Origin of the sequence: Methylobacterium sp. J-026, from assembly GCF_022829585.1 — a bacterium.
Classification (GTDB): domain Bacteria; phylum Pseudomonadota; class Alphaproteobacteria; order Rhizobiales; family Beijerinckiaceae; genus Methylobacterium.
In genome coordinates this window covers 1-26,838 of sequence record NZ_JAKSYC010000066.1, presented here as the reverse complement: position 1 = coordinate 26,838, position 26,838 = coordinate 1, and the positions used below count along the sequence as shown (strand labels likewise).

The 26,838-nt window shown below is 69.6% G+C and carries 28 protein-coding genes; 12 read left to right on the top strand and 16 right to left on the bottom strand.

Features of this window, described 5'->3' with window-relative positions; genetic code table 11:
- Nucleotides 1–387 precede the first annotated feature (387 nt).
- Nucleotides 388–1,473, top strand: a complete 1,086-nt coding sequence (locus tag MKK69_RS06235; protein ID WP_243966872.1) for a glycosyltransferase family 4 protein — start codon at nucleotides 388–390, stop codon at nucleotides 1,471–1,473.
- A gap of 162 nt (nucleotides 1,474–1,635) precedes the next feature.
- Here the strand turns inward: MKK69_RS06235 and MKK69_RS06230 are convergent, their stop codons facing one another.
- Nucleotides 1,636–2,535 (bottom strand): hypothetical protein, encoded by a 900-nt coding sequence (locus MKK69_RS06230; RefSeq protein ID WP_243966871.1) that lies wholly within the window; start codon nucleotides 2,533–2,535, stop codon nucleotides 1,636–1,638.
- 171 nt (nucleotides 2,536–2,706) lie between these two features.
- Between MKK69_RS06230 and MKK69_RS06225 the strand changes: the two genes are divergently transcribed.
- The 5 genes from MKK69_RS06225 (at nucleotide 2,707) to MKK69_RS06205 (ending at nucleotide 8,343) form a co-directional block, all read left to right on the top strand.
- On the top strand, nucleotides 2,707–3,939 hold the full coding sequence (locus MKK69_RS06225; RefSeq protein ID WP_243966870.1) for a YbfB/YjiJ family MFS transporter: 1,233 nt from the start codon (nucleotides 2,707–2,709) through the stop codon (nucleotides 3,937–3,939).
- A 181-nt stretch (nucleotides 3,940–4,120) separates the two neighbouring features.
- Nucleotides 4,121–5,710 (top strand): phytoene desaturase family protein, encoded by a 1,590-nt coding sequence (gene crtI, locus MKK69_RS06220; protein ID WP_243966869.1) that lies wholly within the window; start codon nucleotides 4,121–4,123, stop codon nucleotides 5,708–5,710.
- Entirely contained in the window at nucleotides 5,707–6,156 is a 450-nt protein-coding gene (locus MKK69_RS06215) for a DUF2141 domain-containing protein (RefSeq protein WP_243966868.1), read from the top strand. Before crtI ends, MKK69_RS06215 begins: the two co-directional genes overlap by 4 nt.
- Before the next feature lie 4 nt (nucleotides 6,157–6,160).
- Nucleotides 6,161–7,138 (top strand): ABC transporter ATP-binding protein, encoded by a 978-nt coding sequence (locus MKK69_RS06210; protein ID WP_243966867.1) that lies wholly within the window; start codon nucleotides 6,161–6,163, stop codon nucleotides 7,136–7,138.
- Entirely contained in the window at nucleotides 7,135–8,343 is a 1,209-nt protein-coding gene (locus tag MKK69_RS06205) for an ABC transporter permease (RefSeq protein ID WP_243966865.1), read from the top strand. The genes MKK69_RS06210 and MKK69_RS06205 overlap by 4 nt, the downstream gene beginning before the upstream one ends.
- A gap of 15 nt (nucleotides 8,344–8,358) precedes the next feature.
- On the opposite strand, the gene MKK69_RS06200 is transcribed toward MKK69_RS06205, so the two are convergent.
- Entirely contained in the window at nucleotides 8,359–8,835 is a 477-nt protein-coding gene (locus tag MKK69_RS06200) for a cache domain-containing protein (protein WP_243966863.1), read from the bottom strand.
- Nucleotides 8,836–9,041: 206 nt separating this feature from the next.
- Nucleotides 9,042–9,344, bottom strand: a complete 303-nt coding sequence (locus tag MKK69_RS06195) for a hypothetical protein (RefSeq protein WP_243966861.1) — start codon at nucleotides 9,342–9,344, stop codon at nucleotides 9,042–9,044.
- Between the two features lie 301 nt (nucleotides 9,345–9,645).
- On the opposite strand from MKK69_RS06195, the gene MKK69_RS06190 reads away from it, so the two are divergent.
- From MKK69_RS06190 to MKK69_RS06175, 4 genes are all read left to right on the top strand, one after another.
- Nucleotides 9,646–10,488 (top strand): type 1 glutamine amidotransferase, encoded by an 843-nt coding sequence (locus MKK69_RS06190; protein WP_243966859.1) that lies wholly within the window; start codon nucleotides 9,646–9,648, stop codon nucleotides 10,486–10,488.
- A 101-nt stretch (nucleotides 10,489–10,589) separates the two neighbouring features.
- The gene (locus MKK69_RS06185; RefSeq protein ID WP_243966858.1) at nucleotides 10,590–12,119 is read left to right on the top strand and encodes a phytoene desaturase family protein; all 1,530 of its coding nucleotides are present in this window, start codon (nucleotides 10,590–10,592) and stop codon (nucleotides 12,117–12,119) included.
- A gap of 134 nt (nucleotides 12,120–12,253) precedes the next feature.
- The gene (locus MKK69_RS06180) at nucleotides 12,254–13,012 is read left to right on the top strand and encodes a lysophospholipid acyltransferase family protein (protein ID WP_243966904.1); all 759 of its coding nucleotides are present in this window, start codon (nucleotides 12,254–12,256) and stop codon (nucleotides 13,010–13,012) included.
- 67 nt (nucleotides 13,013–13,079) lie between these two features.
- Complete coding sequence (locus tag MKK69_RS06175) at nucleotides 13,080–14,216, top strand: glycosyltransferase (protein WP_243966857.1); 1,137 nt, start codon at nucleotides 13,080–13,082, stop codon at nucleotides 14,214–14,216.
- A gap of 40 nt (nucleotides 14,217–14,256) precedes the next feature.
- Here MKK69_RS06175 and MKK69_RS06170 read toward each other — a convergent pair whose 3' ends face one another.
- Together MKK69_RS06170 and cutA are read right to left on the bottom strand one after the other, a co-directional pair.
- Nucleotides 14,257–14,862: a hypothetical protein gene (locus tag MKK69_RS06170; protein WP_243966856.1), complete on the bottom strand. Its 606-nt coding sequence runs from the start codon at nucleotides 14,860–14,862 to the stop codon at nucleotides 14,257–14,259.
- Nucleotides 14,863–15,036: 174 nt separating this feature from the next.
- The gene (cutA, locus tag MKK69_RS06165; protein ID WP_243966855.1) at nucleotides 15,037–15,381 is read right to left on the bottom strand and encodes a divalent-cation tolerance protein CutA; all 345 of its coding nucleotides are present in this window, start codon (nucleotides 15,379–15,381) and stop codon (nucleotides 15,037–15,039) included.
- A 145-nt stretch (nucleotides 15,382–15,526) separates the two neighbouring features.
- Between cutA and MKK69_RS06160 the strand changes: the two genes are divergently transcribed.
- The gene (locus MKK69_RS06160; protein WP_243966854.1) at nucleotides 15,527–16,294 is read left to right on the top strand and encodes an NAD kinase; all 768 of its coding nucleotides are present in this window, start codon (nucleotides 15,527–15,529) and stop codon (nucleotides 16,292–16,294) included.
- 139 nt (nucleotides 16,295–16,433) lie between these two features.
- On the opposite strand, the gene MKK69_RS06155 is transcribed toward MKK69_RS06160, so the two are convergent.
- The 6 genes from MKK69_RS06155 to MKK69_RS06130 all read right to left on the bottom strand — a co-directional run bounded on the left by MKK69_RS06155 (nucleotide 16,434) and on the right by MKK69_RS06130 (nucleotide 19,640).
- Nucleotides 16,434–16,634, bottom strand: a complete 201-nt coding sequence (locus MKK69_RS06155) for a hypothetical protein (RefSeq protein ID WP_243966853.1) — start codon at nucleotides 16,632–16,634, stop codon at nucleotides 16,434–16,436.
- Between the two features lie 35 nt (nucleotides 16,635–16,669).
- A complete protein-coding gene (locus MKK69_RS06150; protein ID WP_243966851.1) occupies nucleotides 16,670–17,038 on the bottom strand; it encodes a DUF6481 family protein in 369 nt (122 codons plus the stop codon).
- Nucleotides 17,039–17,145: 107 nt separating this feature from the next.
- On the bottom strand, nucleotides 17,146–17,355 hold the full coding sequence (locus MKK69_RS06145) for a cold-shock protein (RefSeq protein WP_243966850.1): 210 nt from the start codon (nucleotides 17,353–17,355) through the stop codon (nucleotides 17,146–17,148).
- A 359-nt stretch (nucleotides 17,356–17,714) separates the two neighbouring features.
- Nucleotides 17,715–18,842: a beta-ketoacyl-ACP synthase gene (locus MKK69_RS06140; protein ID WP_243966849.1), complete on the bottom strand. Its 1,128-nt coding sequence runs from the start codon at nucleotides 18,840–18,842 to the stop codon at nucleotides 17,715–17,717.
- Entirely contained in the window at nucleotides 18,839–19,306 is a 468-nt protein-coding gene (locus MKK69_RS06135) for a 3-hydroxyacyl-ACP dehydratase FabZ family protein (RefSeq protein WP_243966848.1), read from the bottom strand. The genes MKK69_RS06140 and MKK69_RS06135 overlap by 4 nt, the downstream gene beginning before the upstream one ends.
- 25 nt (nucleotides 19,307–19,331) lie before the next feature.
- Nucleotides 19,332–19,640, bottom strand: coding sequence for an acyl carrier protein (locus MKK69_RS06130; protein ID WP_010683687.1), 309 nt, complete (start codon nucleotides 19,638–19,640; stop codon nucleotides 19,332–19,334).
- Nucleotides 19,641–19,942: 302 nt separating this feature from the next.
- Between MKK69_RS06130 and MKK69_RS06125 the strand changes: the two genes are divergently transcribed.
- Nucleotides 19,943–21,076, top strand: coding sequence for an AI-2E family transporter (locus MKK69_RS06125; RefSeq protein ID WP_243966847.1), 1,134 nt, complete (start codon nucleotides 19,943–19,945; stop codon nucleotides 21,074–21,076).
- A 117-nt stretch (nucleotides 21,077–21,193) separates the two neighbouring features.
- On the opposite strand, the gene MKK69_RS06120 is transcribed toward MKK69_RS06125, so the two are convergent.
- The 5 genes from MKK69_RS06120 to MKK69_RS06100 form a co-directional block, all read right to left on the bottom strand.
- On the bottom strand, nucleotides 21,194–21,820 hold the full coding sequence (locus MKK69_RS06120; RefSeq protein WP_243966846.1) for a class I SAM-dependent methyltransferase: 627 nt from the start codon (nucleotides 21,818–21,820) through the stop codon (nucleotides 21,194–21,196).
- A gap of 514 nt (nucleotides 21,821–22,334) precedes the next feature.
- Entirely contained in the window at nucleotides 22,335–23,246 is a 912-nt protein-coding gene (locus MKK69_RS06115; RefSeq protein ID WP_243966845.1) for a glycosyltransferase family 2 protein, read from the bottom strand.
- 594 nt (nucleotides 23,247–23,840) lie between these two features.
- Nucleotides 23,841–24,620, bottom strand: coding sequence for an SDR family oxidoreductase (locus tag MKK69_RS06110; protein ID WP_243966844.1), 780 nt, complete (start codon nucleotides 24,618–24,620; stop codon nucleotides 23,841–23,843).
- Nucleotides 24,577–25,923 (bottom strand): FAD-binding oxidoreductase, encoded by a 1,347-nt coding sequence (locus MKK69_RS06105; RefSeq protein ID WP_243966842.1) that lies wholly within the window; start codon nucleotides 25,921–25,923, stop codon nucleotides 24,577–24,579. The genes MKK69_RS06110 and MKK69_RS06105 overlap by 44 nt, the downstream gene beginning before the upstream one ends.
- 15 nt (nucleotides 25,924–25,938) lie before the next feature.
- Nucleotides 25,939–26,838, bottom strand: a 900-nt coding sequence (locus tag MKK69_RS06100) for a UbiA family prenyltransferase (RefSeq protein ID WP_243966841.1), incomplete at its 5' end; no start/stop codon positions are given.

The following is a 26,838-nucleotide window of genomic DNA, read 5'->3' as shown; positions in this document are numbered from 1 at the left end:
CGCTGGCCGTCACGGAGATGCGTGGTCCCTTTGCGCCCCCCGGCGACCATGCAAGCCCGGCCGAATCGCGGTTCGGCGCCGCGTCGAGGGAAACAGGCCGCGGCTCGCCTTTTCAGGCGCCACAGCCGGTCAGGCGGTGTTGCCGCGGCGACGTTTCATGCAACCGCCCAAATTTTATCCGGCAAATACCGGGCGGTAGGCGCGATTAGAGTCGTGTTACGTAGTTACTGTCATCATAATACCGCTGGAAATTAGGCCATACCGTTTTGCCACTCCCAAGCCCCCGGGCAATGGAAGTTTCAACGGTGCGCATCACAACCAGCTCAAGATGTTAATCGTATTGGCAAAACTTATTACCGGCACGACAAGCTCGATACGGAGCCGTGTATGAAAATTTTGCACGCCGCAAACGAGTTGGTCAACAAAGGCAACGGAATCGTCAATTCGGCCGTCGATCTGGCCTGCATGCAATCCGAGGCCGGACACGACGTGTCGTTCGTCAGCTCCGGAGGCGGGTATTTAGATCTTCTATCTGAATTTAATATTCATCATGAATACGCAAACATGTATATTCGATCCGGATGGCCATTCTTCAGAACCTTGCCTCGACTCCGGGAGATCATCAGGTCACGCAAGCCCGATATCGTCCATGCCCATATGATGACCGGCGCTGTGCTGATGCGGCTGGGTCGAGATCTGGCCGGCTTCGGAGATTATGGTCTGATCACGACCGTCCACAACGAATGGCGATTGACATCGAATCTGATGCAGGCCGGCGATCGCGTCATCGTTCTATCGGAGAGCGGGCGGCGGGCTTTTCACAAGCGGGGTTTCCGCTACGACAAGATGCACGTGGTCCGGCACGGCATCCTGCAATCGCCACGTCGCCGGGCGGAGGTCCATGCACGGGAGGTGCGTCCTCCGGGTCGCAGGCCGCCCGTGATCATCACCGTCGCGGGCCTGTACCGCAGGAAAGGCGTCGGTGATCTGATCTCCGCGTTCGGGGACATTGCGAACGAGTTTCCGGACGCCACGCTCCAGATTCTGGGCTCGGGACCCGACCGCGACTATTTCGAAGCCCTCAAAGCCCAGGCGAACGGTTCGGACCGCATCCACTTCCAAGGCTTTATCGCCAAACCCTACCAAGCCTTGCGGGAGGCTTCGGTTTTCGTGCTCGCATCGCATACCGAAGCCTTTCCCCTCGCCGTCGCAGAGGCGCGAGAGGCCGGATGCGCCGTCATCGCGACCGCCGTGGGCGGTATCCCGGAACTGCTCGATCATGGCCGCGCCGGCATCCTGATCCCGCCGCACAACCCGGCTTTCCTGGCGCAGGAGCTGCGGCGCGTGCTGCGCGATCCGGTGGAACTGGAACGGTGGCGCCGGGCCGCGAGAACCAACCTCGATTGGCTGTCCTGCAAGCGCATGGCCGACGAGACGATCGGCGTCTATCGATCGCTGCTTCAACCCTCGTAGCGCGTCGTCCCTCTCCCGAGACCCGACGGCCAGCCCTCGGGACGACGGTCTGAGGCCCTGGCCGAGCACGTCGGATCGGACCACGGCGCGCACGCATCGCTCGATCGCGCGCCCTAAGCACCATCGGCGTCCCCGTCGCCAGGAAGCACCCTGCGCGGCGGTTCAGGTCCCGCCGGCAAACGGCGACCAGCGCAACACATTGGCCGAGCCGTCGATGAATTCGAAGCCGCCGCACTGGCTCAGCGTGTGCAGCCGCCGCCCGGGCCAAGCCTGGCACGGGGCGAGCGTGTTCCGGACATTCTGTTCGTAGCCGGCCGTGTCGAGGCGCGTGATCTCGGCCAACCCGACGGCGGCGCCGTAATGGTGGCTGCAATCCTGGACCGGTCTCCACAAGCGACCGTCGCGACGCACGATCGGCCCCGCCGAGCGCGCGGTGCGGGCGTCGTGCAGCACCGGGTTGCCCGGATGGGGGCGCCACGGGCCGAAGAGGCTCGCCGCGTGGAACAGGCACAGATCCGCCGAGGCGGAACCGGGATTCTCCAAGGTCGCGAGCAGCCAATACAGACCGTCGTGCTGGACGAGGGTCGCGTCGGTCAACGGCATTCCGTCGATGAGCACGGCCTCGCGGGTCCAACGATCCGGGAACGGGTCCGCGCGATAGAGGACGACCTCACGGTTCTCGCAGCTTTCCGGAATCATCCAGATCGCGCCATCGTGCTCGAACACGTGCGGGTAGGACAGGTGCCAGGGTTCTTCGAGCACTTGGCGCACCGGCCCGACGGGTCCGGCCGGGGTCAGCTCGACGGCCGAGATGACGCCTTTCTGCCGGTGATGGTGGAAATCCTCCACGAACAGGATCGTCCGCCCGCCATGCGCGATCGCCATCGGATCGGCGAAGAAGCGGATGCCGGGATCCGGCAGGCGGTTCCAGCGCGTGTCCGCCAGCGATTGCGTGTCCCACAGGTCGGGACCCGAGACATGCCGCCAGCCGACGCGCCAGTGCGGAGACCGGAACAGCTTCGCGTAGACATTCTCTGCAACGAATTGCCGTAGACGACCCATGGAACGCATCGTGATGGCGGATGATTTCGACACGTAAGGCGGAGACAGAATTCGGCCAGCGATTCGCACGTCCAAGGCGCAGGTCGTCGAGATCCACCGGTGCCCGGTAGCACGGTGCAGCGCGAGAATTCGTTTTCCAAGGGCGGTCGGCGCGTGTTCAATCGGCGGTCGATGAGCACGACACGTTCCATCCCCGCCGCGCCGCGCCGCACGAACTGGCCGATCGTCGGGAGCGGCCTCGTAGCCCTCGCGGTCGCCATGGGGATCGGCCGCTTCGCCTTCACGCCGCTCATACCGCTGATGATCCGGGACGGCACCCTGAGCACCGCGTCGGGCGCGGAATGGGCGGCCGCCAACTACGTCGGCTACTTCCTCGGCGCCTTGACCGCCGCGTGGTTCGCCGGCGACCCGCGTCGCGGCCTGCTGCTGAGTCTGGTCGGCGTCGCGCTGACGACCCTCGCGATGTCCGGGGTCGATGCCGGGGCGACCGCGCTGCTCGGCCTCGCGTTGCGGGGGGCGGCCGGCGTGTTCAGCGCCTGGGCGCTGGTCTGCGCGAGCGGCTGGTGCCTCGCCGAACTCGCACGGAAGCGGGCCGGACGGTCCGGGGCCTGGATCTACACGGGCGTCGGGCTCGGCATCGCCCTGGCCGGCGTGCTGACATGGCTGGGGGGACGCCAGCCGGCACACCGGCTGTGGCTGGAACTCGGCGCGGTCGCCGGCGCCGGCGCGCTCCTCGTCTGGGCGCTATCCGCGCTGCGGCCCTCCGGGCCCGACACGAAAACGGCCCCGCTTACGGAGCACGCGGCCGCAGCGACCGTGCCGCGCCGCCGGAGCAGGCAGCTGAGCCTCGTCCTCTGTTACGGGACGTTCGGGTTCGGCTATATCGTCCCGGCGACGTTCCTCCCGTCGATGGCGCGGGCGCTGGCGCCCGATCCGCTCGTCTTCGGGCTGACCTGGCCGCTCTTCGGCCTCGCCGCCGCCCTGTCGGTCGCGGCCGTGGCACATTTCGCGCCGCACGGGTCCCGCCAGCGGATCTGGGCCCTGGCTCAGGGAATCATGGCGCTTGGCACCGCCCTGCCCCTGTTCGTCCAGAGCCTCCCGGCCATCGCCACCGCGGCGGTGCTCGTGGGCGGCACCTTCATGGTCGCGACCATGGCCGGTTTGCAGTTGGCCCGTGAGGTGCGGCCCGACGATCCGACGCCGCTGCTGGCGCAGATGACCGCAGCGTTCGCCGCCGGACAGATCGCTGGCCCGCTGCTGGTGCGCGCCCTCGGATCCGGCCGCTGGGCCGGCTGGGGCGCCCTGGAATGGACCGGAGCGGCCGCGACGCTGTCGCTGATCCTGACCGCGCTGTGGCTGTGGCGCATGGTCCAGCCCGGCCCCGACAGGCCGCGTTCGGCATGAGGTGGTTTGCCCCGGTTCCGCCCCTCCGGTGCGATACCCCCGCGGGGACCGGTCGACGGCCCTTCACGGGTCTCGAAGCCTGTGCTGTTCTGCGCGCGACAAACGGCAGCAATTGCCGCGGGCGTCGAGCGGTCTAGCTTAACGGTTGTGGTTCGGGGGATTCTGGCAGGAGTCGGCGGCGTTGCTTCAGTCTGGGAATGGGTTGCGGGCGCTCACCGGACGCCGGGTAGCCGTGGTCGGCGCCGGTCCGGGTGGCTTGGCCACCGCCCTGCTGCTGGCGCGGGCCGGAGTCCACGTGACGCTGTTCGAGAAGGACGCGCAGGTCGGCGGCCGCACCAAGACCGTGGCGGCGCCGGGCGGCTACAAGTTCGATATCGGACCGACCTTCTTCCTCTATCCCCAGATCCTCGCCGACATCTTCGCGAGCTGCGGTGAGCGGCTCGAGGATCACGTCAAGCTCGAACGGCTCGATCCGCAATACCACCTCGTCTTCGAGGGCGCGGACGGCATCTCTGGCACGATCCGGGCGACCGGCGACATTGCCCGCATGGAGCAGGAGATCGCCCGCCTGGCGCCGGAGGATGCCAAGCACGTCAAGGCGTTCTTCACGGAGAACCGGACCAAGCTCGACTACTTCAAGCCGATCCTCCAGCAATCCTTCCACACCCTGCGCAGCATGGCGAGCCCGGCGATGCTGGCGGCCCTGCCCTACCTGCATCCCGGGCGCAGCGTCGACAAGGATCTCAAGCGCCACTTCGCCGACCCGCGGGTCCGCCTCGCCTTCTCGTTCCAGACCAAGTACCTCGGCATGTCACCGTTCCGGTGCCCGAGCCTGTTCACGATCCTGTCGTTCCTCGAATACGAGCACGGGGTCTACCACCCGGTCGGCGGCTGCGGCGCCGTCTCGGATGCGATGGCGGGCTTGGCCGGGCGCATGGGCGTCGATGTCCGGCTCAACAGCACCGTCGAGCGGGTGACCTTCGACGGCAAGCGCGCCAGCGGCGTCGTGGCGGATGGCGAGACCTTCAACGCCGACGCGGTACTGATCAACGGCGACTTCGCCAAGGTGGTGCGGGCCCTGGTCCCGGAGCGGCACCGCCCCCGCTGGCGCGACGCGAAGATCCACAAGGCCCGGCTCTCCTGCTCGACCTTCATGCTGTATCTCGGCCTCGAGGGATCCATGCCCGACAGCCTCGGGCACCACACGATCCTCCTCGCCGACGGCTACGAGAAGAACATCCGCGAGATCACCGAGGGCACGCTGCCGATGCAGCCGTCCCTCTACGTGCAGCACGCGGGCTACACCGACGGCGGCATGGCCCCCCCGGGCCACACCGCCCTCTACGTGCTCGTACCGGTGCCGAACCTGAAGGCCGGGATCGATTGGCCGTCGATCCGTCAGACCTATCGGAGCCTGATCCTGGAGCGGCTGAAACTCCTCGGCCTCGGCGATGTCGAGTCGCGGATCCGCTACGAGCGAATCATCGACCCGACCCAGTGGGAGGAGGATTTCGCCGTCCACGAGGGCGCCACCTTCAACCTCGCCCACGACCTGATGCAGATGCTGTATTTCCGGCCCCACAACCGCTTCGGGCCGGGACTCTACCTCGTGGGCGGCGGCACCCATCCGGGCTCCGGCCTGCCGGTGATCTACGAGGGCGCCCGGATCACGGCCCGGCTGCTGATCGAGGAACTGGCCGGCGCCCGCGCCGCCGCCACCGCGGGCATCCCCGAGACCGCACCGCTCGCCACCTCCGGCGAGGCTTCGTGACCAGGCCGGCGGGCCGGCGGAACGGTCTCGCCGGGTTTGTCCTCGCGGTCTGCCTCAGCGCTACCCTGCCGGCGGCGGCCGCGAGCGTGCAGGTCGAGATCGACGGAATCGAACCCGGCGGCGGCCCGGTGCGCATCGCCCTCTGCCAGGGGAGCCTGTCGGAGGCCGCCTGCGCCCGGGGCGACGAGGCGCCGGCCTCCGGCGACCGCATCCTGTTCACCTTCCGCGGCGTGCCGGCGGGGACCTACGCGGTGGCGGCCTTTCAGGACGCGAACAGCAATGGCCGCCTCGACCGCACCGGGCTGGGCCTGCCCCTCGAACCCTACGGTTTCTCGGGCTCCGCCGGGCGGCGGGCGCGGCCGGATTTCGCCGAGGCCGCGTTCGTGCTGCGAGAGCCGGGCGCAGCCCTGCGGGTGCGCCTCGCCCGCGCCCTGCCCCGGCGCTGAGGCGATGGCCGATCCCCTGGTCCGAATCGCGGGCGTCGATCTCGACCTCCGCGGACGGCGGGTCCTGGAGCGTGTCGACCTCGATCTCGACCCGGGCGAGACCCTGGCACTGCTCGGGCCGAACGGAGCGGGCAAATCGTCGCTGATGCGCCTCGTGGCCGGCCGCCTGCGCCCGAACGCGGGATCCGTGCGCGTCGCCGGGGCCGATCCGTACCGGGAGGGCGGTGCCCGGCGGGCCATCGGCTGGGTGCCGCAGGAGATCGCCCTCTACCCGAAGCTGACCGTGGCTGAGAATCTGGGCGTGTTCGGCCAACTCGCGGGCGTCCCCCGGCGCGACCGGCGGGCAGCGGTGGAGGCCGCCCTGGCGATGGCCGAGATCGGCGGGGTGGCGCGCCGCCCGGTCGGGACCCTGTCGGGGGGCTACCGGCGCCGGGTCAATATCGCGGCTAGCCTGATGAACCGGCCGCGCCTCGTCCTCCTCGACGAGCCGACGAGTGGGGTCGACCTCGCCGCCCGGGCGGCGATCCACGCCGTCCTTGACCGGCTCAAGGCGGCCGGCACCGCGATCCTGATCGCCACGCACGATTTCGCCGAGGCGGAGCGCCTCGCCGCGCGGGTCGCGTTCCTGGCGCAGGGGCGGATCGTGCGCGCCGGCCGCCTCACCGATCTGCTGGCGCAGCTGCGCACGGGCGTCCCCGAGCGGGAACTGAGCCTCACAGTCCCGGCCGACGAACCCGCCGAGGCGGCCCTGCGCCGGGCCGGCTTCGCGGTCGCGGAGCCGGGTGGCCTGACCTGGCGCTCGGTGGAGCGGTCCGGCCTCGACGGCGCGGCCCTGCTCGGCAGCCTGCGCGCTCAGGGCGTGCCGGTGGCCGAGGTCCGGGTGCGCGCCCCCCGATTGGAGGCCCTCTACCTCGACGCGCTCCGGCCCCGCGCGGTGACCGACGCCGAAATCCCCGCCCTGCGGGACGGGACGGCCGGATGATCGGCGCCGCCTTCCGCGTGATGGCCCTGAGCCTGCTGCGCGACCGCGCCGCTTTGATTATGGCGTTCGTCCTGCCGACCGTGATCTTCTCGATCTTCGCGGCGATCTTCTCCGGGGCGACCGGCGAGCGGATCCGCATCCATCTCGGACTCGCCGACCTCGTCCAGACCGCCGCGACACGCCGCCTCACCGACGCGCTCGCGGCCGATCCGTCCCTGCGGGTCACGCGCCTGCCCAAGACCGAGCTCGCGGGCGTGGTCCGGGCCGTGCGCTCGGGCGAGGTCGACGTGGCGCTCGCCCTGCGCGGCGATCTGATCGCGACACCCTCCGAGGGCGCACCGGGCGCCGCCGACCGCCCGGTGGTGCTGGTGGAGAATCCCGCCAAGGCCCTGGCGACACCGATCGCCCTGGGCCAGTTCCAGCGCGTTCTGAACGAGTCACTGCCCGACGTGGTCCTCTCGCGGATCGTCGCCGACGTGGAGCGCACCGGCAAGATCGGCCCGGACGAACGGCGCTTCCTCGACGAGGCCTTCGCCGAGCAGCGGGCGAAGAAGGAACCGTTCAGCTTCGCCGACATGGTCGAAAAGCGCAGTACCGCGGCCAGCACCGCCAACGCCCGGATCAGCTACTATGCGGGCGCGATCACCGCGGTGTTCCTGCTGTTCGCCGCGATGCAGGGGGCGATGTCGTTGGTCGAGGAGCGCGAGACCGGCCTCAGCGAGCGGCTCATGGCCGGGCCGGGTGGGCTGCCGGTGGTGGTGCTCGGCAAGTTCGGCTTCCTGACGCTCCAGGGCGTCGTGCAGGCGGGCCTGATCTTCCTGGCCGCCGCGCTGCTCTACGGGGTCGAGATCGGGCCGCACTGGCCGGCCTTCCTGGCCACGTGCCTGCTGGTCTCCGCGATGGCGGCGGGGCTGGCGCTCGCCGCCTGCGCACTGGCGGCCTCGCGCCAGCAGGCGCACCTCGCCTCGACCTTCGGGGTGCTGCTGCTGTCGGCGGTAGGCGGCTCGATGGTGCCGCGCTTCCTGATGCCGCCCTGGCTCCAGCAGGCCGGCTGGCTCACCCCCAACGCCTGGGCGATCACCGCCTATCAGGACGCGCTCGGCGAGGGCTTCACCGCCGCCGCCCCGGCGCTGGCGGTCCTGGCCGCACTGGCCCTCGCCGGCCTCGGCTTCGCCCTCGCGCTCGCGGCCCGACGGACGGTCTGAGCGGGCGAGGCAGCGCTATTCGACATAGACGCCGGCTCCGATGAGCGCCTCGGAACCCGCCACGTGCGTCTGGCAGACGTAGCTCCATTTCACGGTGGGGACGGACTGACCCGGCTTCGGGAACATGTAGTCGATCCAGCCGGACCCGAACCGGCTGACGGTATCGATGAAGTCCCGGTGGAACTGCTTCCCGTTGGCGTCGCGTTCGCCGAGCAGATCCCGCCCCTCGCGGTCGGGCTCGGCGGCATTGAACAGGACGATCCCGCGCATGTCGACGACGAACAGGTAGACGTCGCCATACCGCCAGGGGCTGCCCTTGCTCCTGAAGTCCGCAAAGGCGCCGGTGCCGCGCTCCTCCAGGAAGTCGGACGCCCGGTTGACGAGGGTCTCGATCTCCGGAGCCTGATGGACGACCGGTCGCAGCCGCTTTCCGAAGGCCGGACACGCCGCGCCGATCAGGAGCAGCACGGGCCATATCAACAGGGCTCTCATCACGGCGTCGCCTCCCTGAACCACCCTTCCAGGCCGCACGAACTGCCGGGGACCGCCGACGGCTGTCGCGGGGTTCCGCCCCCCGCTCTCGGCGTCGCATGTTCGTGGCCGTCAGGCCCCCGACAGGGCGGCGAAGCCGGGGAGGCCACCATCCGACATGTCCGCCCGGCGCAGGACGGACGAGCGTGCGCAGCGGCCGGAGCGGATCAGGCCTGCGTTTCCAGGGCGCGGCTTCCGCTCGAGAGGTGCCGCCGCATGACGGATAGCCAAGTCCGTCTGGGCGGGACGGGCTGGCTGACGGCGTTGGGCAGCGCCTCGAAGGCCAAGCGGTTTCGGTGCGTTTCGATGATCCTGTGGAGGTGCCGGATCGCCACGAGGCCTTGCGTCGCCATCAAACGATGCCCGTCGCAGGCCTCGCTCTGGCCGAGGCGATTCGCGGCATCCTCGGCGCGCGCGATCAATGCGCGGGCCTCTAAGCAGTAGAGTTCAACCTGAGCGAGATCGTGCATCCCAACCCCCCGTCGATCCTGTAACCGCATTCGCGATCGCTGGATACAATCACAAACAGCCATGGCGCATCCCCTGTTTGGATGTCGCCCCATATATCCGCCGATCACAGCGGCAAACTGGCTGATTTGATCATCGGATACTGTATTCTGCCATTCTGAATACCGGGAGCCGAGTCACCCGTCCGGCATCGCTTCGAAACGGGCCGGGGCGCGACGATCCGCGCCCGCCCTGCGACCAGCCGCGCGCGGACACGGTCGCCGCGATCGGGCACGGTCCGGGCCCGCTCGACGAAGGAACCCCATGCTGCGCCTGCTCATCGCCGACGGCAACGATCGCGCGGCCCGCGACCGGCACGTCGCCGCTACGGGCCGGACCTCGGCCGAATCCTACGCGGCGGTCGTGCGGGATCTGACACCAGGGACCACCTGCCGCCTCGTCAGCCCGGCCGATGCCGACGCCGCCCTGCCGGCGGGCCTCGCGGATTTCGACGGGCTGATCTTCACCGGATCGACCCTCAAGGTCGCGGAGGACACGCCGGCGGTGCACCGGCAGCTCGATCTGATGCGGACGGCCCTGGAGGCGGGGCTCGCGGTATTCGGCTCGTGCTGGGGCGTGCAGGTCGCCGCCACGGTGACCGGCGGTACGGCCGCCGAGAACCCGCGCGGGCCCGAATACGGGTTCGCCCGGGCGATCACGCCGACGGAGGAGGGCCGAACCCATCCGCTGCTCGCCGGCCGCCCGGCCACCTGGGATGCCCCGGCGATTCACTCGGATGCCGTGCTGGAGCCGCCCCCGAACGCCCGCGTGCTCGCCGGCAATCGTGTTCTCGGCATCCAGGCCCTCGAGATCCGGCACGGCGCCGGCTGGTTCTGGGGGACGCAATACCATCCGGAACTCGCTCTCGACGAGCTGGCCGCGATGCTGCGCCTCTGCGACACGGCCCTGGTGGAGGCCGGTTTCGCGGAGAATCCGCGGGCCGTGGCCGTCTATGCCGACGAGATCGCCGGCCTGCAGGGGACAGACCCGAAGGCGGCCCGTCGCCTGGCCTGGCGGCACGGGATCGGCCCGGAGGTCCTCGACGCGGATCTGCGCCGCCGGGAAATCGGCAACTTCCTGGCGCAGTTGTCGACGACGGCCCGCTGAAGATTCGTCACCGCGACGGGGTGGCGCGTTGACCCGCCCGGCCCCAGGTCTAGCTTCGCTTCTGCGGGCCGGTTCCACGGCCCGGGGAGCGACACGTCAGGATGAGCCAGGATTCCACGGTCGCCGTCATCGGCAGCGGGCTCGGCGGACTCGCAGCCGCGTGCGTCGCGGCGGCGCGGGGCCACCGCGTGACGGTCTACGACAAGAACGGCTGGCTCGGCGGCAAGGCGGCGGTGCTGCACGAGGGCGGCTTCCGCTTCGACATGGGACCGACCATCCTGACCGTGCCGCGCGTCCTGGAGCGGATCTTCGCGGAGGCCGGCCGCTCGGTCCACGATTACATGGACCTGCGCCGCCTCGACCCGCAGTGGCGCTGCTTCTTCGACGACGGCACCCATATCGACCTGATGCAGGACATCGAGCGGATGGCCGGCGACATGGATCGCTTTGCCCCCGGCACCGGTGACGGCTACAAGAAATTCCTCACCATCTCGGAGCACCTTCACGGGGTTTCAGAAAAATTCTTCTTCTGGAAGCCCGTGGAGGACCTGTTCGATACGATCAACATCCGCGCCAACATGAATCCCGGCACGCTGCGCGACGTGCTGTCCTTGCGCATGCACGCCTCCGTCGCCTCGACGATCCGCGGCAAGGTCAAGGACGCGCGGCTCGCGCAGATGCTCGACCACTTCGTGCAATATGTCGGCTCCTCGCCCTACGGCGCCCCGGCGGTGCTCTGCGCCATAGCGCACATGCAGACCGCCGACGGGGTCTGGTACCCGATGGGCGGCACCCGCGCGGTGGCGGAAGGGCTGGCGAAGCTCGCCCAGGAACTCGGCGCCACCTGCAAGACCGACACCGAGGTGACCGGGATCGAGACCGCGAACGGCGTGGTCCGGGGGGTGCGGACCGCCGCGGGCGTGACGCCCTTCGACGCGGTGATCTCCAACATGGATTCGGTGCGCACCTACCGGGAACTCGTCGGCGGCGCGGCCGGCAAGGCCTACGCGAAGAAGAACCCCGAGCCGGCCTGCTCGGGCGTGGTGCTCTATCTCGGGCTGAACAGGCGCTACGAGCACCTGAACCACCACGATTTCGTCTTCTCCCGGGACCCCGAGGAGGAGTTCGACTACATCTACAACAAGGGCGAGCCGGCCCCGGACCCGACCGCCTATCTCGCGGCCCCCTCCTCCACCGACCCGAGTGTGGCGCCCGAGGGCGGGGAAGCCCTCTACGTCCTGGTGCACACGCCCTATCTCCGGCCGCACCACGACTGGCGCCCGGACGGGCCGCTGTTCCAGAACTACCGGCGGACCATCCTCGACAAGCTCAAGCGCACCGCCGGCATGCCGGACCTGGAGGAGCGCATCGTGGTCGAGCGCCACCTGACGCCGCAGGACATCCACGAGCGCTATCGCGTCCTGAACGGCGCGATCTACGGGCTCGCCTCGCACGGCCGGGTGATGGGCGCGTTCAAGCCCGGCAACCGCTCGCGGCAGGTCCGCGGGCTCTATCTCGCCGGTGGCGCCGCCCATCCCGGACCCGGCATGCCGATGGTGATGATGTCCGGCTGGATCGCCGCCGACGCGCACGATCAGGACGCCCGCGGCGCCCTGCGCGAGACGGCGTGACAGCGGCGGCCGCGCCTCCCCCCGCCCCCGATCCCGGTTCGGGCTTGCCCGGGCAGGCCCCGGACCGGCCGGGGGGCGGGAGACGGACGCGCATCGCCGCCCTGCCCCCCGTCTCGCGCCGGATCCGCGACTTCATGGTGGCGTGGTTCGAGCGCTACCTGCATCGCCACCTCGACGCCCTGCGCCTGCCGCTCTGGAGCACGCCGCCGGCACGCGACCATCGCGGCCCGCTGGTGATCTACAGCAACCATCCCGCCTGGTGGGACGCGGCCGTGATCCTCGTCCTGGCCGGCCGCCTGTACCCAGAGCGGCTGAGCCGGGCGCCCTTCGACGCCGCGACGCTGGCGCGCTACCGCATCTTCGCGCGGATCGGCGCCTTCGCGGTCGACCTCGACAGCCCGCGAGGAGCGGCGCAGTTCCTGGGTGCCGCCCGGGCGATCCTGGCGGCGCCGGACGGCATGCTCTGGATCACCGCGCAGGGCCGCTTCGCCGACGCCCGAACGCGGCCGCTGGGCCTGCGACCGGGCGTGGCGCGCCTGGCCGAGCTCGCCCCCGACGCCCTGTTCGTGCCGCTCGCCCTTGAATACGCCTTCTGGGACGAGCGCGGCGCCGGGGCCTTCGCGGCGTTCGGGCGCGGCATACCCGGAGCGGAACTCGCCGCCCTCCCCCGGCCGGCGCGGCTCGCCCGCCTGGAGGGCGATCTGACCGCGACCCTGGATCGGCTCGGCGCCGATGTGATCAGCCGCGAACCCGAACGCTTCCGCGCCCTGATCTCGGGCCGCAAGGGCGTCGGCGGCGTCTACGACCTCTGGCGGCATCTGGCGGCCCGGCTCTCCGGGCGCCGCTTCGACCCGGCCCACCGCCCTGCGGACGGGCGGGATCGCGCCGCATGACCGCTTCCGCCCGGCCCGCCCGGCATGGTCTAGGGACCGGCGACGTCCCATCCCGGTGCGGTGGAGCATGACCGACTGGATTCTCACCGCCCTCGCCCTGCTCGGCCTGGTCCTGGCCCTCCTGCCGGCCGTCGTGGCGGCGGTGAACCTCGCCGTCCTGCGCCGGCCGGAGCCGGAGGCGGATCCCGGCCTCGTCTCGATCCTGATCCCGGCCCGCAATGAGGCCGGCAACATCGCCGCCACCGTCCGGGCGGCGCTCGCCAGCGCGATGGTGCCGGTGGAGGTGATCGTCGGCGACGACCATTCCACGGACGCGACTCCCGAGATCGTGCGCGCCATCGCCGATCCGCGCCTGCGCCTCGCCGCCGTGCCGCCGCTGCCCGAGGGCTGGACCGGCAAGAACCACGCCTGCAGCCACATGGCCGGTCTCGCGCGCGGGCGCCACCTGCTGTTCATCGACGCCGACGTGTGCCTCGCCCCCGAAGCCGCCGCCTCCCTGGCGGCGCGGGCCCGCCGCACCGGCGCGGCGCTGGTGAGCGGCGTTCCGCGGCAGCGCGTCGATACGCTGGGCGAGAAGCTCACCGTGCCGATGATCGACTTCCTGCTGCTGGGCTACCTGCCGGTGCCGCTGATGCGCCGCCTGCCCGACCCGTCCCTCGGGGCGGCCTGCGGCCAGCTCATCCTGTTCGAGACGGCGGCCTACGCGGCCACCGGGGGCCACGGCGCCATCCGCGCCGCGCTGCACGATGGCGTCCGCCTGCCGCGCCTGTTCCGCGCAGCGGGCTACCGGACGGACCTCGTTGCGGCAGCCTCCCTGGCGACCTGCCGGATGTATCAGACCTTCGCACAGGCCTGGGCGGGCTTCTCCAAGAACGCCCACGAGGGCATGGCCACGCCCCGGGCCCTACCGGTCTGGACCCTGCTGCTCGGAGGCGGACAGCTAATGCCGCCGCTCCTTGTGGCGGCCGGCCTGCTCGGCCTCGCACCGCCCGCCGCCCTGGCCCTCGCGTCGGCCGCTTTCGCCCTGTCGCTGGCAACCCGGGGCGCCATCACCCTGGCGGTTCGGGCCCCCCTGGCGACGATCCCGCTCCACCCGGCCGCGGTCGTGGTGGCGCTGGCGATCCAGTGGAACGTGCTGCTGCGCCGGGAGCGCGCCGGCGCCGCGACCTGGAAGGGCCGGAGCTATCCGGTGAGCGGCGTCTGAGAAGCCCCTGCGTCCCGCTGGCTCCGATCCGCGCGGCCGGTCATTTCGGGGCCGGCTCGCAGGGACCGGTGCCGGAGGCCTGCCCCGGCAGCGGCTTCTTCGACGACACGATGAGCTGCACGGTCGGCGCGGCGCCGACCTGCCGGGTGAGGTGCCCGGCCCGGCCATCCGGCCCCTGAGGGGTCGACCCCGCATCGGCGTTGAACTGGACCTCCCCCGGTCCCTGCTCCAGCACGGTGCCGTCCGTCGCCTCCACCGACCAGCGTCCCGAGAGGGTGATCACCCATTGCGGGCCGGGCGCGCTGTGCCACGGGCCGACATAGCCGACCGGCAGCACCGCGTAGGCGATCGCCGCCACGTCGCCCGGCGGCGTGCCGACGTATTGCGGTGGCGCGGGCGGGGCGTAGCTCTTGAAGGTGAAGTTCGTCAGATCGCAATATTGGACATGGCTGCGTCCTGCGGCGTCAGCGTAGAGGACGCCATACCGGAGGGCGGGCGGATCGGCGGTGGCGAGACCCGCCGGACCGGACGGCGCCGGCACGATGGTCATCGGCGGCGGGCCGTCGGCCGCCCGGACACCCGCGCAGCCTGGAGCGACCGCCATGAGGAGCGCAGCGACGCGACGACCGGTCTTCGATGGTGCCATGGTGTCATCTTCCCCCTCGTGCCGGCCACGGTACGTTCCGCCCGCACCGGCGAACGCGGTCGCCGCCGACCCGCCCAAGTCGAGCGGACGGACCGGGGGAGAACGCGGCAGGCGCGGGTTCGAAGCATCCGGATCGCCCCGGCCCCGCGGGCGCTCCCCGGCGGGGGCCGCCGGTCAGGCCGAAGGCCCCGGCGCCCCGAAGAACCCGGTCTCGGCCAGGATCCAGGCCGCGGTCTCGGCGTCGGCGCCGGCGACCGGCAGGTGCAGGATGATCGGCGTCTCGTAGGGATGGCGCGCCTTGAGGGCGGCCGACAGGGGCTCGGCCAGTCCCTCGCGGCTCTTGAGGATCGCCGCCACCTCCTCGCCGCGCTCCACCGCGCCCTTCCAACGGTAGACCGAGCGCATGCCCGGCAGAACGTTGATGCAGGCGATCAGGCCTTCGCGGACGAGGGCCTCGCCGATGTCGAGGGCCGAGGCGGCATCGGGGAAGGTGGTGTAGACGAGGAGCGGACGCTCCATGCTATGCCTCCGGGTCGCGCATGCGTCCGGTGAGAGAGGGACATGCGGGGCACCGACGTCAACCGGGCGGTTCGCTCGTCAGCACTGGAGCCGTGACGTGACCTCCGACGCGACCTCGACGCCCCCGCCCGGCCTCGCCTGACCGATGCCGCATTTTAAGAAGATCGCCTTCGTGGCGAGCCCGACCGGCTATGCCCGCGACGCCGCCGCCGCCCTGATGCGCCGCTACGACCACGTCTCGCCCGAGGAGGCGGATGTGGTGGTGGCGCTCGGCGGCGACGGTCTGATGCTCCAGGTCCTGCACCGGTTCATGGACAACCCGAAGCCGATCTACGGGATGAACCGCGGCACGGTCGGCTTCCTGATGAACGAGTTCCGGGACGACGACCTCCTGGAGCACCTGGACAGCGCGCAGCGCAGCGTCATTCATCCGCTGGTGATGGACGTGCTCGACACCGAGGGCCGCTCGCACCGGGCGCGGGCGATCAACGAGGTCTATCTGCTACGCCAGACCCATCAGACCGCCAAGCTGAAGATCGCCGTGGACGGGCATGTCCGGCTTGATCTGCTGATCGCAGACGGCGTGCTGGTCGCCACGGCGGCGGGATCCACCGCCTACAACCTGTCGGTGGGGGGGCCGATCCTGCCCCTGGACGCCAAGCTGCTGGCGCTGACCCCGATCTCGGCCTTCCGACCCCGGCGCTGGCGCGGCGCGCTCCTACCGGACTACGCCCGGATCCGGATCGACGTGCTCGACGCGCCCCACCGTCCGGTGGCGGCGGTGGCCGATCACACGGAGTTCCGCCGGGTCTGCACGGTGGAGACCTCCCTCGATCGCGCGACCGAGTTGGTACTGCTGCACGATCCCGGGCACAGCCTCGACGAGCGCATCCTGCGCGAGCAGTTCGGCTGACCGGCTGCCGCCCGCTGGGGTTCCATCACGCTGAAGCAATGTTCGGCCCGTTCCGGAGACCTGTCGGAGCGGGGAGCATCGCCATGGCGACTCACCCCTCGCGGCCCCCCGTGGTGGGCTGGTCCAGGACCGGCATCGATCAGAGGTGGGGCGCGGCCACCAGGTCGCTCTCGCGGATCGCCCGCTCGCCGGACTGGGTGCGGATCCGGTAGCTGGGCTCGCCGGTCTGATCCGCCGGCATCAGCCGGAGGACCTCGAACACCTCGCCCTCGCCCTTGTCGCCGGGCAGGCCCAGCCGGGGACGGCGGACGCGTTCGCCGATCTTGAATTTGTGGGACATGCCGGCCTCCTGGGACGCGATATCGAAGCGGCGGTTCAGCGCCGCTTCTGGGCCTTGGCCTTGCGGGCGAGGTAACGCGCGTCGCGCTGCGCCTTCTGCTCGGCCTGAAGGGCCTTCGCGCGCTCCTGGGCGGCCAGCTGCTCGGCCTGCTTGCGCTCGATCTCGGCAAGGCGATCGGCCTCGGCCTGGGCGGCGCTGCGCTCGATCTCGGCCTGGCGCTGGGCGGCGCGCTCGGCCATGCGGGCCTCGCGGGCATCGACCACGGCGCGGCGGGCCGACTGACGGGCCAGGACGGCCGGATCGTCGGCCGTCGGACGTGCCCGGAACCGGGCCAGCATCTCGGACCGCGCCTTGGCGGCCGTCTCCAGGCGATCAACGACGCCCTGTTTGTTCGGAAAGCTCACAGACACTCCTGGGTCGGGCGCGGCGAAGGCCACGCCCCGAAAGGGATGGTCGATACGAAGAAGCCGCTCTTGGGGAGCGGCTTCGGAGAGAGACGTCCGGTCGGAGATCAGGCCGTCTGGAGCTGGCCGGCGGACTGCTTGCCGCTGCGGCGGTCGGTCTCCAGCTCGTAGGTGACCTTCTGGCCCTCGTTCAGAGCCCGCAGGCCGGCGCGCTCGACGGCTGAGATGTGGACGAACACGTCCTTGCCGCCGTCATCCGGCTGGATGAAGCCGTAGCCCTTGGTCTCGTTGAACCACTTCACGGTTCCGGTGCTCATGGCAGTCCTTGATCTTCGCAGGCATAGTGAGTGATGGCTCCAACCCGTTCGGGTCGGCGCCGGTATCGACCGATAGCGATAGGAAAGTCAGAACCGCCCTGCGAAGGCGTAACGGTCCAAGATATCCGGACACGTGCCGATGGTGTTGAGATAGCGCCGTCTCGGTTTTTTGGCAAGCGCAGAGGCATGTTTCCGCGGGTGTACGGGTCTGCGCGGGGGCGCTTTCTGGCCCGATGAATCCCGGTGCTGGGGCTGGAACGGGTCGCCCGCCCGGAGCCGAAGCGGATTCAGCCCCGCATCTGCATTCAAATGCGATGTTCGGCGGGTGTCATTCGGCACGCGCCGCAGACCAGCACCGGTCAGGCTGGAGTGACGCGGAGGACGCCCTCGCCGCGGCGATGCCCGACCGCCGTCACGACGACCTCGCGGGCGCGGCCGGCGGCGACCAGGGCGGCCGCCAGGGCCGCCCCGAAGGGGGCCGCCACTTCGAGCCCGTGCCCGATCACGTCGCCGAGGGCGCACAGGTGCGCCCCGGGGGCGAGCCGCGCGAGGGTGTCCCGCTCCTCCGCGGTGATCGGCACCACCCCGGTCGCGCCGGACAGGACCCGGTCCGGATCCAAGAGTCCCGCCTGCCCCCACAGGGCTTCGAGGCTGCCGGCGACGCTGCCCGGAGCGCGCCGGGTGCGGTCGCTCGCCACCGGGTCGAGTCGGGCGAGCGGCCGGGCGCCGCGGGCGGCGGCGTGGGACTCCGATTCGAGCATCAGGAAGGCCGCGCAGCTGCCGAGGATGAACCCGCCCCGCCCCGCGCGTTCGAAGACCGGCCGGAACGCGTCCCGGGCGAGGTAGCCGCCCATCTCGTGGATCACCAGCACGTCGGGCCGCTCGGCGCTGTACGAACCGCCGACCAGAATCGCGTCGATCTGGCCGGAGGCCACCCGCGCCTGGGCGATCCGCAGGGCGTCGACCCCGGCGGATTCCTCGCCCATGAAGGTGCGCGACGCCCCCGTGACCCCGTGCACGATGGCGATGTTGCCGGCCAGCAGGTTGGAGAGCTGGGCGAGGAACAGGGTCGGGCGCAGGTCGTTCTGCAGCCGCTCGTTCAGGTAGGCGCCCGGATCGGCGGCATCCCGCAGCCCCGTCAGGATCGCCCCGTCGACCGCGTAGTCGCGCTCGCCGCCGCCCGCCGCCACCACGAGGTGGAGCGCCTGCTTGAAGGCGGCGTCGTCCTTCACGCCGGCCGCGTCGAGGGCGAGGCCCGCCGCGTAGACGCCAAGGCGCTGCCACGCCTCCATCTGGCGCTGGTCGCTGCGCTTGGGGATCTGTCCGTCCCAGACGATCGCCGGCGCGGGATGGACCGGGTAGGGCGCGAAGGTCTCGGCGTCGGTGCGGGGCGCGACCCCCGCGTCGAGGGCGACGAGGTGGGCCTCGACGCCCTCGCCCGCGCAGGAGACCAGGCCGAGGCCGGTGACGACGACGGGGCGGCTCACGGCTGCACCGGGTCCGGGAACAGGCCGATCGCCCGGGCGCGGGCGCGCATCGGCGCGTCGAGCCCATCCGGGAACGGCATGGTCCGGAAGCGCAGCTCCGCGTCGCACAGCGCCTTCCCGGCGTGGCTGATCGCGGCCTTGGTCACCGCATAGCCTGAGCCGTCATGCTCCAGATGCGCCGTCACCACGAGATCCGCCCCCGGCCCGACGAAGGACCGGAACCGGGCCTTGTCGACCCCGGTGAGGAACGGCATCCGGGCGAAGTCCAGATGGGCGAGCACGAGATAGCCCGAGGCCTGCGCCATCGTCTCGGTGAGGAGCACCCCGGGCACCAGGGGATGGCCGGGGAAGTGCCCCTCGAAGACCGGGCTCTCCAGGGGCACCCGGGCGAGGGCCTCGATGCGGCCGGCGGCCCGGTCGAGGAGCCGCACGGAATCGATCATCTCGAAATATTCGAGGCGCATGGCGGGGCGGACCGGGCTGCCGGCCTCAGACCTTGGCGGCCTTCTCGGCCACCAGGCCGTCGATGCGCGCGCACAGGTTCTTAAGGACGAAATACTCTTCTGCCGGGACCTTGCCCTCGTTGACCTCCTGGGTCCAGCGCTCCAGGGGCAGCTTGATCCCGAACGCCTTGTCGACCGCGAAGGCGATGTCGAGGAAGGCGAGGCTGTCGATGCCGAGGTCGTCGATGGCGTGACTCTCGGGGGTGATCTTGTCCCGGGGGATGTCGGCGGTCTCGGCTATGATGTCGGCCACGCGCTCGAAGGTGGCGCTGCCGTGGGCGGGCTCGTCGGACATGTCTTCTCGCGGGCTGGTCGGATTCCGGATCGGTCGGGCGGGGCGCCCCCTGGCGCCGGGCAGCCCGGCGCGCGCACCCCGCGCGGTCATCCTACGCGTCTGCGGGCCCCGATACACGGCCCCACTGAATGGCGGCGACCTCTACACGAGGGTATCAGGGGCGGCAACCGCAGCGGTTCCCCGGCGTTTCAGCGCGTGTCCACCATCGCACGCCGCCGCGTGCGAAGACGTGCGTACCGTACGGCGGCGCAGGCCCGAGCGAACGGGCGCGACCGACCGCGCGTTCCCAGGAGATCAGACGGATGCCACCGATCACAAAGCCCCTCGCCCCGCCGGCGCGGATCGAGGCGCCGCCTCCGGCACTCCAGGATGGACCGCCGCACGAGCGCGCCCGCTCGCAGGGCGCGGCCCGCGTGCTGCTGGTCCTGGCGCTCTCCGCCCTCGGCCTCTGGATTCTGCACGGGTTCCTTCCGGCCCTCGCCTGGGCGCTGGTGCTCGCGATCGCCCTGTGGCCGCTCTATGCCCGCCTGGAACACCGGTTCCCGCCGGGCAAGCACAACATCCTCCTGCCGAGCCTGATGACGGTAGCGGTGGCGCTGGTCTTCCTGGCCCCCCTGGCCATCCTGGGCGTTCAGGCGGCCCGGGAGGCCCACGACGTGGCCGATTTCGTCCGCAACGCCGAGGCGAACGGCGTTCCGGCGCCGGAATTTCTCCAGCACCTGCCCTACGGAGCCGCACAGGCGACCGATTGGTGGAACAACAACCTCGGCCACGCCCAGGCCGGCTCGGACCTGCTGCACCGGTTCGAGAACAATTCCGTGATCGGGGCCTCCCGCAATTTCGGGCGCGAGGTGATGCACCGGATCGTGCTGTTCGGCTTCAGCCTCGTGGCCCTGTTCTTCCTGTTCCGCGACTGGCGGACCGTGCGGGACGAGTCGCTGACCGCCTGTCACCGCCTGTTCGGCCCGCGCGGCGAGCGGGTCGCCCGCCAGATGGTCGCCTCGGTCCACGGCACCGTCGACGGTCTGGTCCTGGTCGGCCTCGGAGAAGGGTTCATTCTCGGAATCGTCTACTACTTCGCCGGCGTGCCGCACCCGGTCCTGCTCGGCGCCTTCACCGCCGTGGCGGCCATGATCCCGTTCGGCGCCGCCCTGGCCATCGCCATCGCGGCCATCCTCCTGGTTGCGGCCGGCGCGACGAAGGCCGCCATCGTGGTGGCGGTGGCCGGCCTCGTCGTCACCTTCGCGGCCGACCACTTCGTCCGGCCCGCGCTGATCGGCGGCACCACGAAGCTCCCGTTCCTGTGGGTGCTGCTCGGCATCCTCGGCGGCGTGGAGACGTTCGGGCTGCTCGGCCTGTTCCTCGGCCCGGCCGTGATGGCGGCCCTCGTGCTGCTGTGGCGGGAATTCACCGAAGGTCCCGAGGCGACGGCCTGAGCCCCCGGGGCAGGCCACCCGGAGGCTGCGCCCCGGCGCCGATCACGGCGCCAATCGGCCGGCGCCTCGTCGGCGCCGGCCCAGACTCTGTCCCGGTGCCCCTATAGGGCGACCGGGTCAGCGTCGGGCAAACGCCCAGACCGTGACGGGGAAGTTCTTCTCGTTATGGAGCGGCTTGTACCAGCCGTATCGCGGCCACCGGCGGAAGTTGGCGCGCACGCAGGCCCGGTTGCCCCAGGAGGCGGTCTTGATGTTCTGCGCCTCGAAGCCGCATTCCTGCAGGAGATAGGACATCCCCGTCTCGGTCCAGCGCGAGCAATCGATCGGGCTGTCGTGCAGCCGGATCAGGAACGGCGTGGTGACGATGAAGGTGCCGCCCGGCTTGAGCATGGAGAAGACGTTCTTCCCCGCGCGCTGCGGCCATTTCAGGTGCTCGAAGACCTGATCGGCGATAATGAGATCGAACGTCCGGTCGAGCCGACCCTCGCAGATATCGAATTCCGGATAATCGGCCGCGGTATAGGACTTGAATTGAAACCTGCGCTTCCATTGCGGACCGGCCGCGATTTCGAGCGTATCGAGCCGATGCGGGGACAGGCTCTCGATGAACGAGAAGCACTCCCGGTACATGACCGTCCGAACCCAATCCGTCGTATCGTAGCCCAGCCTGTTGACGAGCGATCTGACGCGCGACCGCCCCCCCATCAGACCGGAAATCCTGTCGACGACATCCACATCGGCCATTCGATAACTCCGGTCCTCAGCCTATAGAGCGGCCGTTTCATTACCAAATATAGGATTTCGGCACGATGCCAACAAAGATTTTCTCGATCTCAACAGCATGACATTTCCTGCCGATCTGTGCAGGATCTCTACACCGGCCTCCGGCCACCGAGCCGGCGGCTCTTGCTTGACGTCGGCTGAACTAGGGCAAATCAATCCGTTGATTGGTGTGCCAACAATATTAAGCCTTACCGATCCGGGAAAGCGCGCTTTTCGGACCATCAACATGATTTAGCGGTCTACTCTTAACGTTAAGATCTCATACATTACACCAATCCCGCCCAGATCACACGACACGGCCCCGACAAGCCCCCGCGCGGCTCCTGCAAATGGCCCCCGGACACTGAGGAAGGAGTCGGAGGACCGGCTTTCGACGCCCGCTCGTCACCGCAGCAAGACCCGGCGTCGCGCAGATCTGGCCCTCTGGAAGACGTTGCTTGCCGCATCGGTTTCATCCAGGCGCTCGCGTTCAGTCCTATAGGACCATGCGTTCGCCCGGTCTCGGTCGATCCAATAGGGCCACCGCCTGCGGATTGATCCGTCCGCGGATCACATCGCACAATCCGAGAATGTTGCCCAACAGCCTGCCTCTCCTGTCGAGATACGGCTCGGGAGAAACACTCCGCGTCACGTTCATCGCCATGTTCCGCAGCATGAGGAACAGCGCATGTCTCTTCTTCATGCTCCCCTTCTGGATCAGATAGATCGGATTGACGATCTGCGAGTATCCGAACTTCTTCCCGGGCGTGCGACCCATCTTGATCCCGAGATGGACGCCCGCGACCGCGGACACATCGACGATCTTCCCGGTTCTGCTGAGCTGGTGCGAGAAGTCGACATCCTCCAGCCAGCCATAGAGCGGCAGATTCTCATCGAACCGGACGCTCCTGGCGTGTTCGAGCCGAATCGCCATGTTGCAGCCGTAGCCGACGATCTTCTCCTGCACGGTCACCGGGCGCGCGGGATCATGCTGCGTCTCCTCCAGCATCCTGTTCGCCTCCGCCACCGGGATGCCGGGACCGATGATCCCGTCCTTGATGATGAAGCCGTTGGCCAGCGCGATATCCGGACGGGCCAGCATGATCGTCTTGATCGCGGCGAGATAGGTCCGATGCACGAAAAAGTCGTCGTCGATGATGAGCAGGATCCCGTCCTCGCCCTTCAACATGTCCAGCATCGCGTTGCGCTGCGAGCAGGATCCCTTCGGGGCCTGGACATGAATCAAGTTCAATGTCGGGTCGTATTCCGGCGTCTGACTCTCTTCATCCTCCGGGGTGCAGAGGATCACTTTGTCGGGACGCAGAACCTGCCGGCTGAGATGCTCGATCGTGCGGCTCAACAACTCCTTCCGACCCGAACTCGGAATGCCGACAACCAGACTCGCCATCTAATTTCTCTCTCTCAGGATTAAGCGATGAGAATATGCAGATCTGAACAGGCATATTGAAACACGATCAATGATCTCCCAGGGCAACCTCCGTCTCGAAAGCACCGATGGCCGGAATTCGTCGTTCCAATGCATGGGCAGCCGTTCCGAGCGGGAGCTGAAATACTCGACGCGGGATAGGAGGTTTTTCTGTCAATCTTCGGCGCTGGCGACCGGAGACGGCTTACGGCAAAGCCCGGATTTATCAAGTCCCGAACCGTGCTGAGGCCTGGTGTCGCCCAAGCCGGCGCGGGCAGCCCGTGCGGTCTCGACTGCGGCCGGGCAGCCCCGCGGCGACGGCCGGACGTTCGACCCGTCTCATCACCCCGCGGTGCGGCAAACCTGCCCCGACTTAAACCGCCGGGGGATCCAATCCGCGTTTCGCGCAAACACAGGGCTTGAAATCACGCTCCGATGCCGACGATGCACGCAATCATAAGTGCGCCGTCGCCACACCATCCACGAACGCTCAGCAGGAAATGGACAGCATCAACGAAAACCACATGGCAACCAATTCGGCGGCGATAGAGATGACGTCTCTAAGAACCCTGTACATTACATGGAGAGCCGCTTGAACACGATTTCCGGCACGTTCCGGATCACCGCCATGATCAGCCGCCAGATCGGCCGAACGTAGATCGTGTCCTTGCCCTTGGTCACGGCCGTGAAGATTGCCTGTCCGACCTCGTCCGGCTGCGCGGTCAGCAGCGGCGGAAGCTTCATCCCAGCGGTCATCGCGGTCGCCACGAAGCCCGGCTTGACCGTCACCACCGTCACGCCCCGGCGGAAGAGGCGGTTGCGCAGTCCGGCCAGGAAGGCGGTGAAGCCGGCCTTGGCCGAGCCGTAGACGTAGTTGGATTGCCGACCCCGGTCGCCCGCGACCGAGCTGATGCCGACGATGCAGCCGCTGCCGCGCATCGCCATCCGCCGGGCCGCGGCCAGGAGGTAGCAGGCCGGCCCGGTGTAATTGGTCGCCATGACGGCGCTCGCGGCGTCGAGATCCGCCTCGCTGCGCGGCTGATCCCCGAGCAGGCCGACGACCATGACGACGGTGTGCGGCAGTTCCGGGAGCGCGTCGAAGAAGCGCTCGGCCTCCCCGTCGGTCACGTCGAACTCGATCGCCTCGGCCGCGACCTTGAAGCGGATCCTGAGATCCGCGAGTTCGTCGGCCAGGCCGTCGGCGCGCCGGGCCGCGAGGATCACCGAGGCGCCGCTCTGGGCGAAGCGCCGGGCGACGGCGCGGCCGATATCCGAGCGCGCGCCGAGGATGAGGACGGACGATGGCGTCACACTAGATCTCCAGGCGATCGGAGAGGGCCGATCGGAAACGCCCATCGAGGCCGTAGCTTCGCCGGACGGCGTCGAAGCGCTCCAGCCGGGGATAACCGGAGCGCAGCATCGGCGCGCGCATCCGCGCGTCCTTGGCGAGGTAGAGCCGGCCGCCGCCCTCGATCACGATGCGGTCCAGCCGCTCAAGGAGCGCGAAGGTGTCGGCATGGGCCGGGAAGTCGAGGGCCAGGGTATAGCCCTCCCGCGGGAAGGAAAGGTAGCCGAACGACTCGCGCCCGAGCCGCTTGAGCACCGCCAGGAAGGAGGCCTGCCCGACGCGGGCGATCTCCGTGAGGAGCGCCGTCAGCCCGTCCCGGCTCGTTTCGAGGGGCAGCACGCACTGATACTGGACGAAGCCGTGGCGCCCGTAGATCCGGTTCCAGTCCTGGATGGCGTCGAGCGGGTAGAAGTACGGATCGATGTCGACGACCTTCCGGCCCGGCGTCTGGAGCCGGTAATAGACCTTGTTGAACAGCGAGACCGAGAGCCGATTGAGGGCGACCGTGGGGAAATCCACCGGGACGCGTTTGCGGCGGGGGGCCGGGCGCGCGAAGGGCGTCGCCCGCTGACCCGGCTCGATGTCCGCGGGCGTGGCGTGCTCCCCGAAGATGATCACTGACCGGCCGAGATCGGCCCCGGAGGCGAGGCAGTCGATCCAGGCGACCGAGTAGGTGCGCGCGGCCCCCGCCTCGAACAGATCGATCGCGGTCGCGAGATCGGGCGCGCGGACCGTCTCCTGCAAGATCTTGGACGAGTGCACCGGGATCAGCCGGAAGGTCACCGTCAGCACGGTGCCGGTCAGCCCCATTCCGCCGCAGGTCGCGGCGAAGAGATCCGCATGTTCCGTCGGGGAGCAGGTCAGGATCGTCCCGTCGCCCAGTGCGAGGCGGACCGAGAGGACGTGATCGCAGAACGAGCCCGCCCCGTGGTGGTTCTTGCCGTGCACGTCCGAGGCGACCATGCCGCCGACGGTCACGAACTTGGTGCCGGGCGTCACCGGCGGGAACCAGCCGCGCGGCGTCAGCACCGCGATAATCTCGCTGAGGAGCGTGCCGGCCTCGCAGGTCAGCACCCCGGTCGCCTCGTCGAAGGCGACGAGCCGGCCCAGGCGGCGCATGTCGAGGGTCAGGCCCGGGCCGAAGCTGGCATCGCCGTAGGAGCGGCCGTTGCCGCGGGCGATGAGCGGCAGGCTCGGGGAACGCGCGGCCGCCGCGGTGGCCGGGTCGCCCGGTGCCGCGACATCGCAGTCGCGGCGCGGGTACCGGCCCCACCCGCTGAGCGGGACGCGCGGGCGGTCAGGTTCTAGCACGTCGGGGGCCTGGGTTCAGATGGAGATGGCCAGCACGGCGGCGACGCAGGCCCCCGTCGCGAGGCTGATGCGATCGGTCAGGGCGTAGACCACCGGATCGCTGTGGAGCTGGTTCCGGTTCGCGAGGAGGAACATGCGGCTGACCCAATAAATGAGCAGGGGGCAGATCAGCCACAGCCGGTTGGGGTGCGTGTAGAGCGCGGCCACCTCCGGGCTCGACATGTACAGCGCGAAAACGAAGACGGAGCCGTAGCCGGCTGCAGCGCCGAGGGGGAACAGGACGCGCAGATCGTCGGCTCCGTAGCTGCGGCCGTTAAGCGTCTGCTTCTCGCCGGGCGCCTCGTTCCGGAGGGTGGCCGTCAGCTCGCTACAGCGCTTCACGATGGCGAGGCTGGTGAAGAGGAAGAGTGAGAACATCAGCAGCCAGGGCGTCTGCGACAGCCCGAGGGCGGCGACGCCGCCGAAGACGCGGATCGCGTAGAGGCCGCCGAGCACCACGATATCGATCATCATCCGGCGCTTGAGATAGAACGAGTAGGCGAGCGTCAGGACGAGGTAGATCAGGAGCGCCAAGCTGAACTTCAGCGGCAGCAGGAACGACACCGCGAAGGCCCCGGCGCCGAGGAGCGCCGCGAGGACGACCCCGTACAGGACCGGCACCGCCCCCGACGCGAAGGGCCGCCGGGACTTGCTCGGGTGGGCGCGGTCGGCCGGAAGGTCGAGCAGATCGTTGATCAGATACGCGCTCGACGCCGCCATGCAGAAGCACAGAAAGGCGGTGAAGGACTCGAGGGTGCTCGGCGCATCGAAATGATGACCGGTCACCAGCCCCACGAAGACGAGGGCGTTCTTCGCCCATTGATGCGGGCGGAGCGCGCGGACGATGTCCCGGGGCCGGACCCGCGGCACGGCGAC

Excerpts from the sequence above, each read along its gene's own strand:
- MKK69_RS06205 (WP_243966865.1), top strand. The coding sequence starts at position 7,135 with ATGATCGGCGCCGCCTTCCGCGTGATGGCCCTGAGCCTGCTGCGCGAC.
- MKK69_RS06125 (WP_243966847.1), top strand. The coding sequence starts at position 19,943 with ATGCCACCGATCACAAAGCCCCTCGCCCCGCCGGCGCGGATCGAGGCG.
- MKK69_RS06200 (WP_243966863.1), bottom strand. The coding sequence starts at position 8,835 with ATGAGAGCCCTGTTGATATGGCCCGTGCTGCTCCTGATCGGCGCGGCG.
- MKK69_RS06210 (WP_243966867.1), top strand. The coding sequence starts at position 6,161 with ATGGCCGATCCCCTGGTCCGAATCGCGGGCGTCGATCTCGACCTCCGC.
- MKK69_RS06115 (WP_243966845.1), bottom strand. The coding sequence starts at position 23,246 with ATGGCGAGTCTGGTTGTCGGCATTCCGAGTTCGGGTCGGAAGGAGTTG.
- MKK69_RS06230 (WP_243966871.1), bottom strand. The coding sequence starts at position 2,535 with ATGGGTCGTCTACGGCAATTCGTTGCAGAGAATGTCTACGCGAAGCTG.
- MKK69_RS06145 (WP_243966850.1), bottom strand. The coding sequence starts at position 17,355 with ATGAGCACCGGAACCGTGAAGTGGTTCAACGAGACCAAGGGCTACGGC.
- MKK69_RS06170 (WP_243966856.1), bottom strand. The coding sequence starts at position 14,862 with ATGGCACCATCGAAGACCGGTCGTCGCGTCGCTGCGCTCCTCATGGCG.
- MKK69_RS06225 (WP_243966870.1), top strand. The coding sequence starts at position 2,707 with ATGAGCACGACACGTTCCATCCCCGCCGCGCCGCGCCGCACGAACTGG.
- MKK69_RS06180 (WP_243966904.1), top strand. The coding sequence starts at position 12,254 with ATGGTGGCGTGGTTCGAGCGCTACCTGCATCGCCACCTCGACGCCCTG.
- MKK69_RS06130 (WP_010683687.1), bottom strand. The coding sequence starts at position 19,640 with ATGTCCGACGAGCCCGCCCACGGCAGCGCCACCTTCGAGCGCGTGGCC.
- MKK69_RS06135 (WP_243966848.1), bottom strand. The coding sequence starts at position 19,306 with ATGCGCCTCGAATATTTCGAGATGATCGATTCCGTGCGGCTCCTCGAC.
- MKK69_RS06185 (WP_243966858.1), top strand. The coding sequence starts at position 10,590 with ATGAGCCAGGATTCCACGGTCGCCGTCATCGGCAGCGGGCTCGGCGGA.
- MKK69_RS06195 (WP_243966861.1), bottom strand. The coding sequence starts at position 9,344 with ATGCACGATCTCGCTCAGGTTGAACTCTACTGCTTAGAGGCCCGCGCA.
- MKK69_RS06155 (WP_243966853.1), bottom strand. The coding sequence starts at position 16,634 with ATGTCCCACAAATTCAAGATCGGCGAACGCGTCCGCCGTCCCCGGCTG.
- MKK69_RS06120 (WP_243966846.1), bottom strand. The coding sequence starts at position 21,820 with ATGGCCGATGTGGATGTCGTCGACAGGATTTCCGGTCTGATGGGGGGG.
- MKK69_RS06175 (WP_243966857.1), top strand. The coding sequence starts at position 13,080 with ATGACCGACTGGATTCTCACCGCCCTCGCCCTGCTCGGCCTGGTCCTG.
- MKK69_RS06110 (WP_243966844.1), bottom strand. The coding sequence starts at position 24,620 with ATGGGCGTTTCCGATCGGCCCTCTCCGATCGCCTGGAGATCTAGTGTG.
- MKK69_RS06160 (WP_243966854.1), top strand. The coding sequence starts at position 15,527 with ATGCCGCATTTTAAGAAGATCGCCTTCGTGGCGAGCCCGACCGGCTAT.
- cutA (WP_243966855.1), bottom strand. The coding sequence starts at position 15,381 with ATGGAGCGTCCGCTCCTCGTCTACACCACCTTCCCCGATGCCGCCTCG.
- MKK69_RS06190 (WP_243966859.1), top strand. The coding sequence starts at position 9,646 with ATGCTGCGCCTGCTCATCGCCGACGGCAACGATCGCGCGGCCCGCGAC.
- MKK69_RS06235 (WP_243966872.1), top strand. The coding sequence starts at position 388 with ATGAAAATTTTGCACGCCGCAAACGAGTTGGTCAACAAAGGCAACGGA.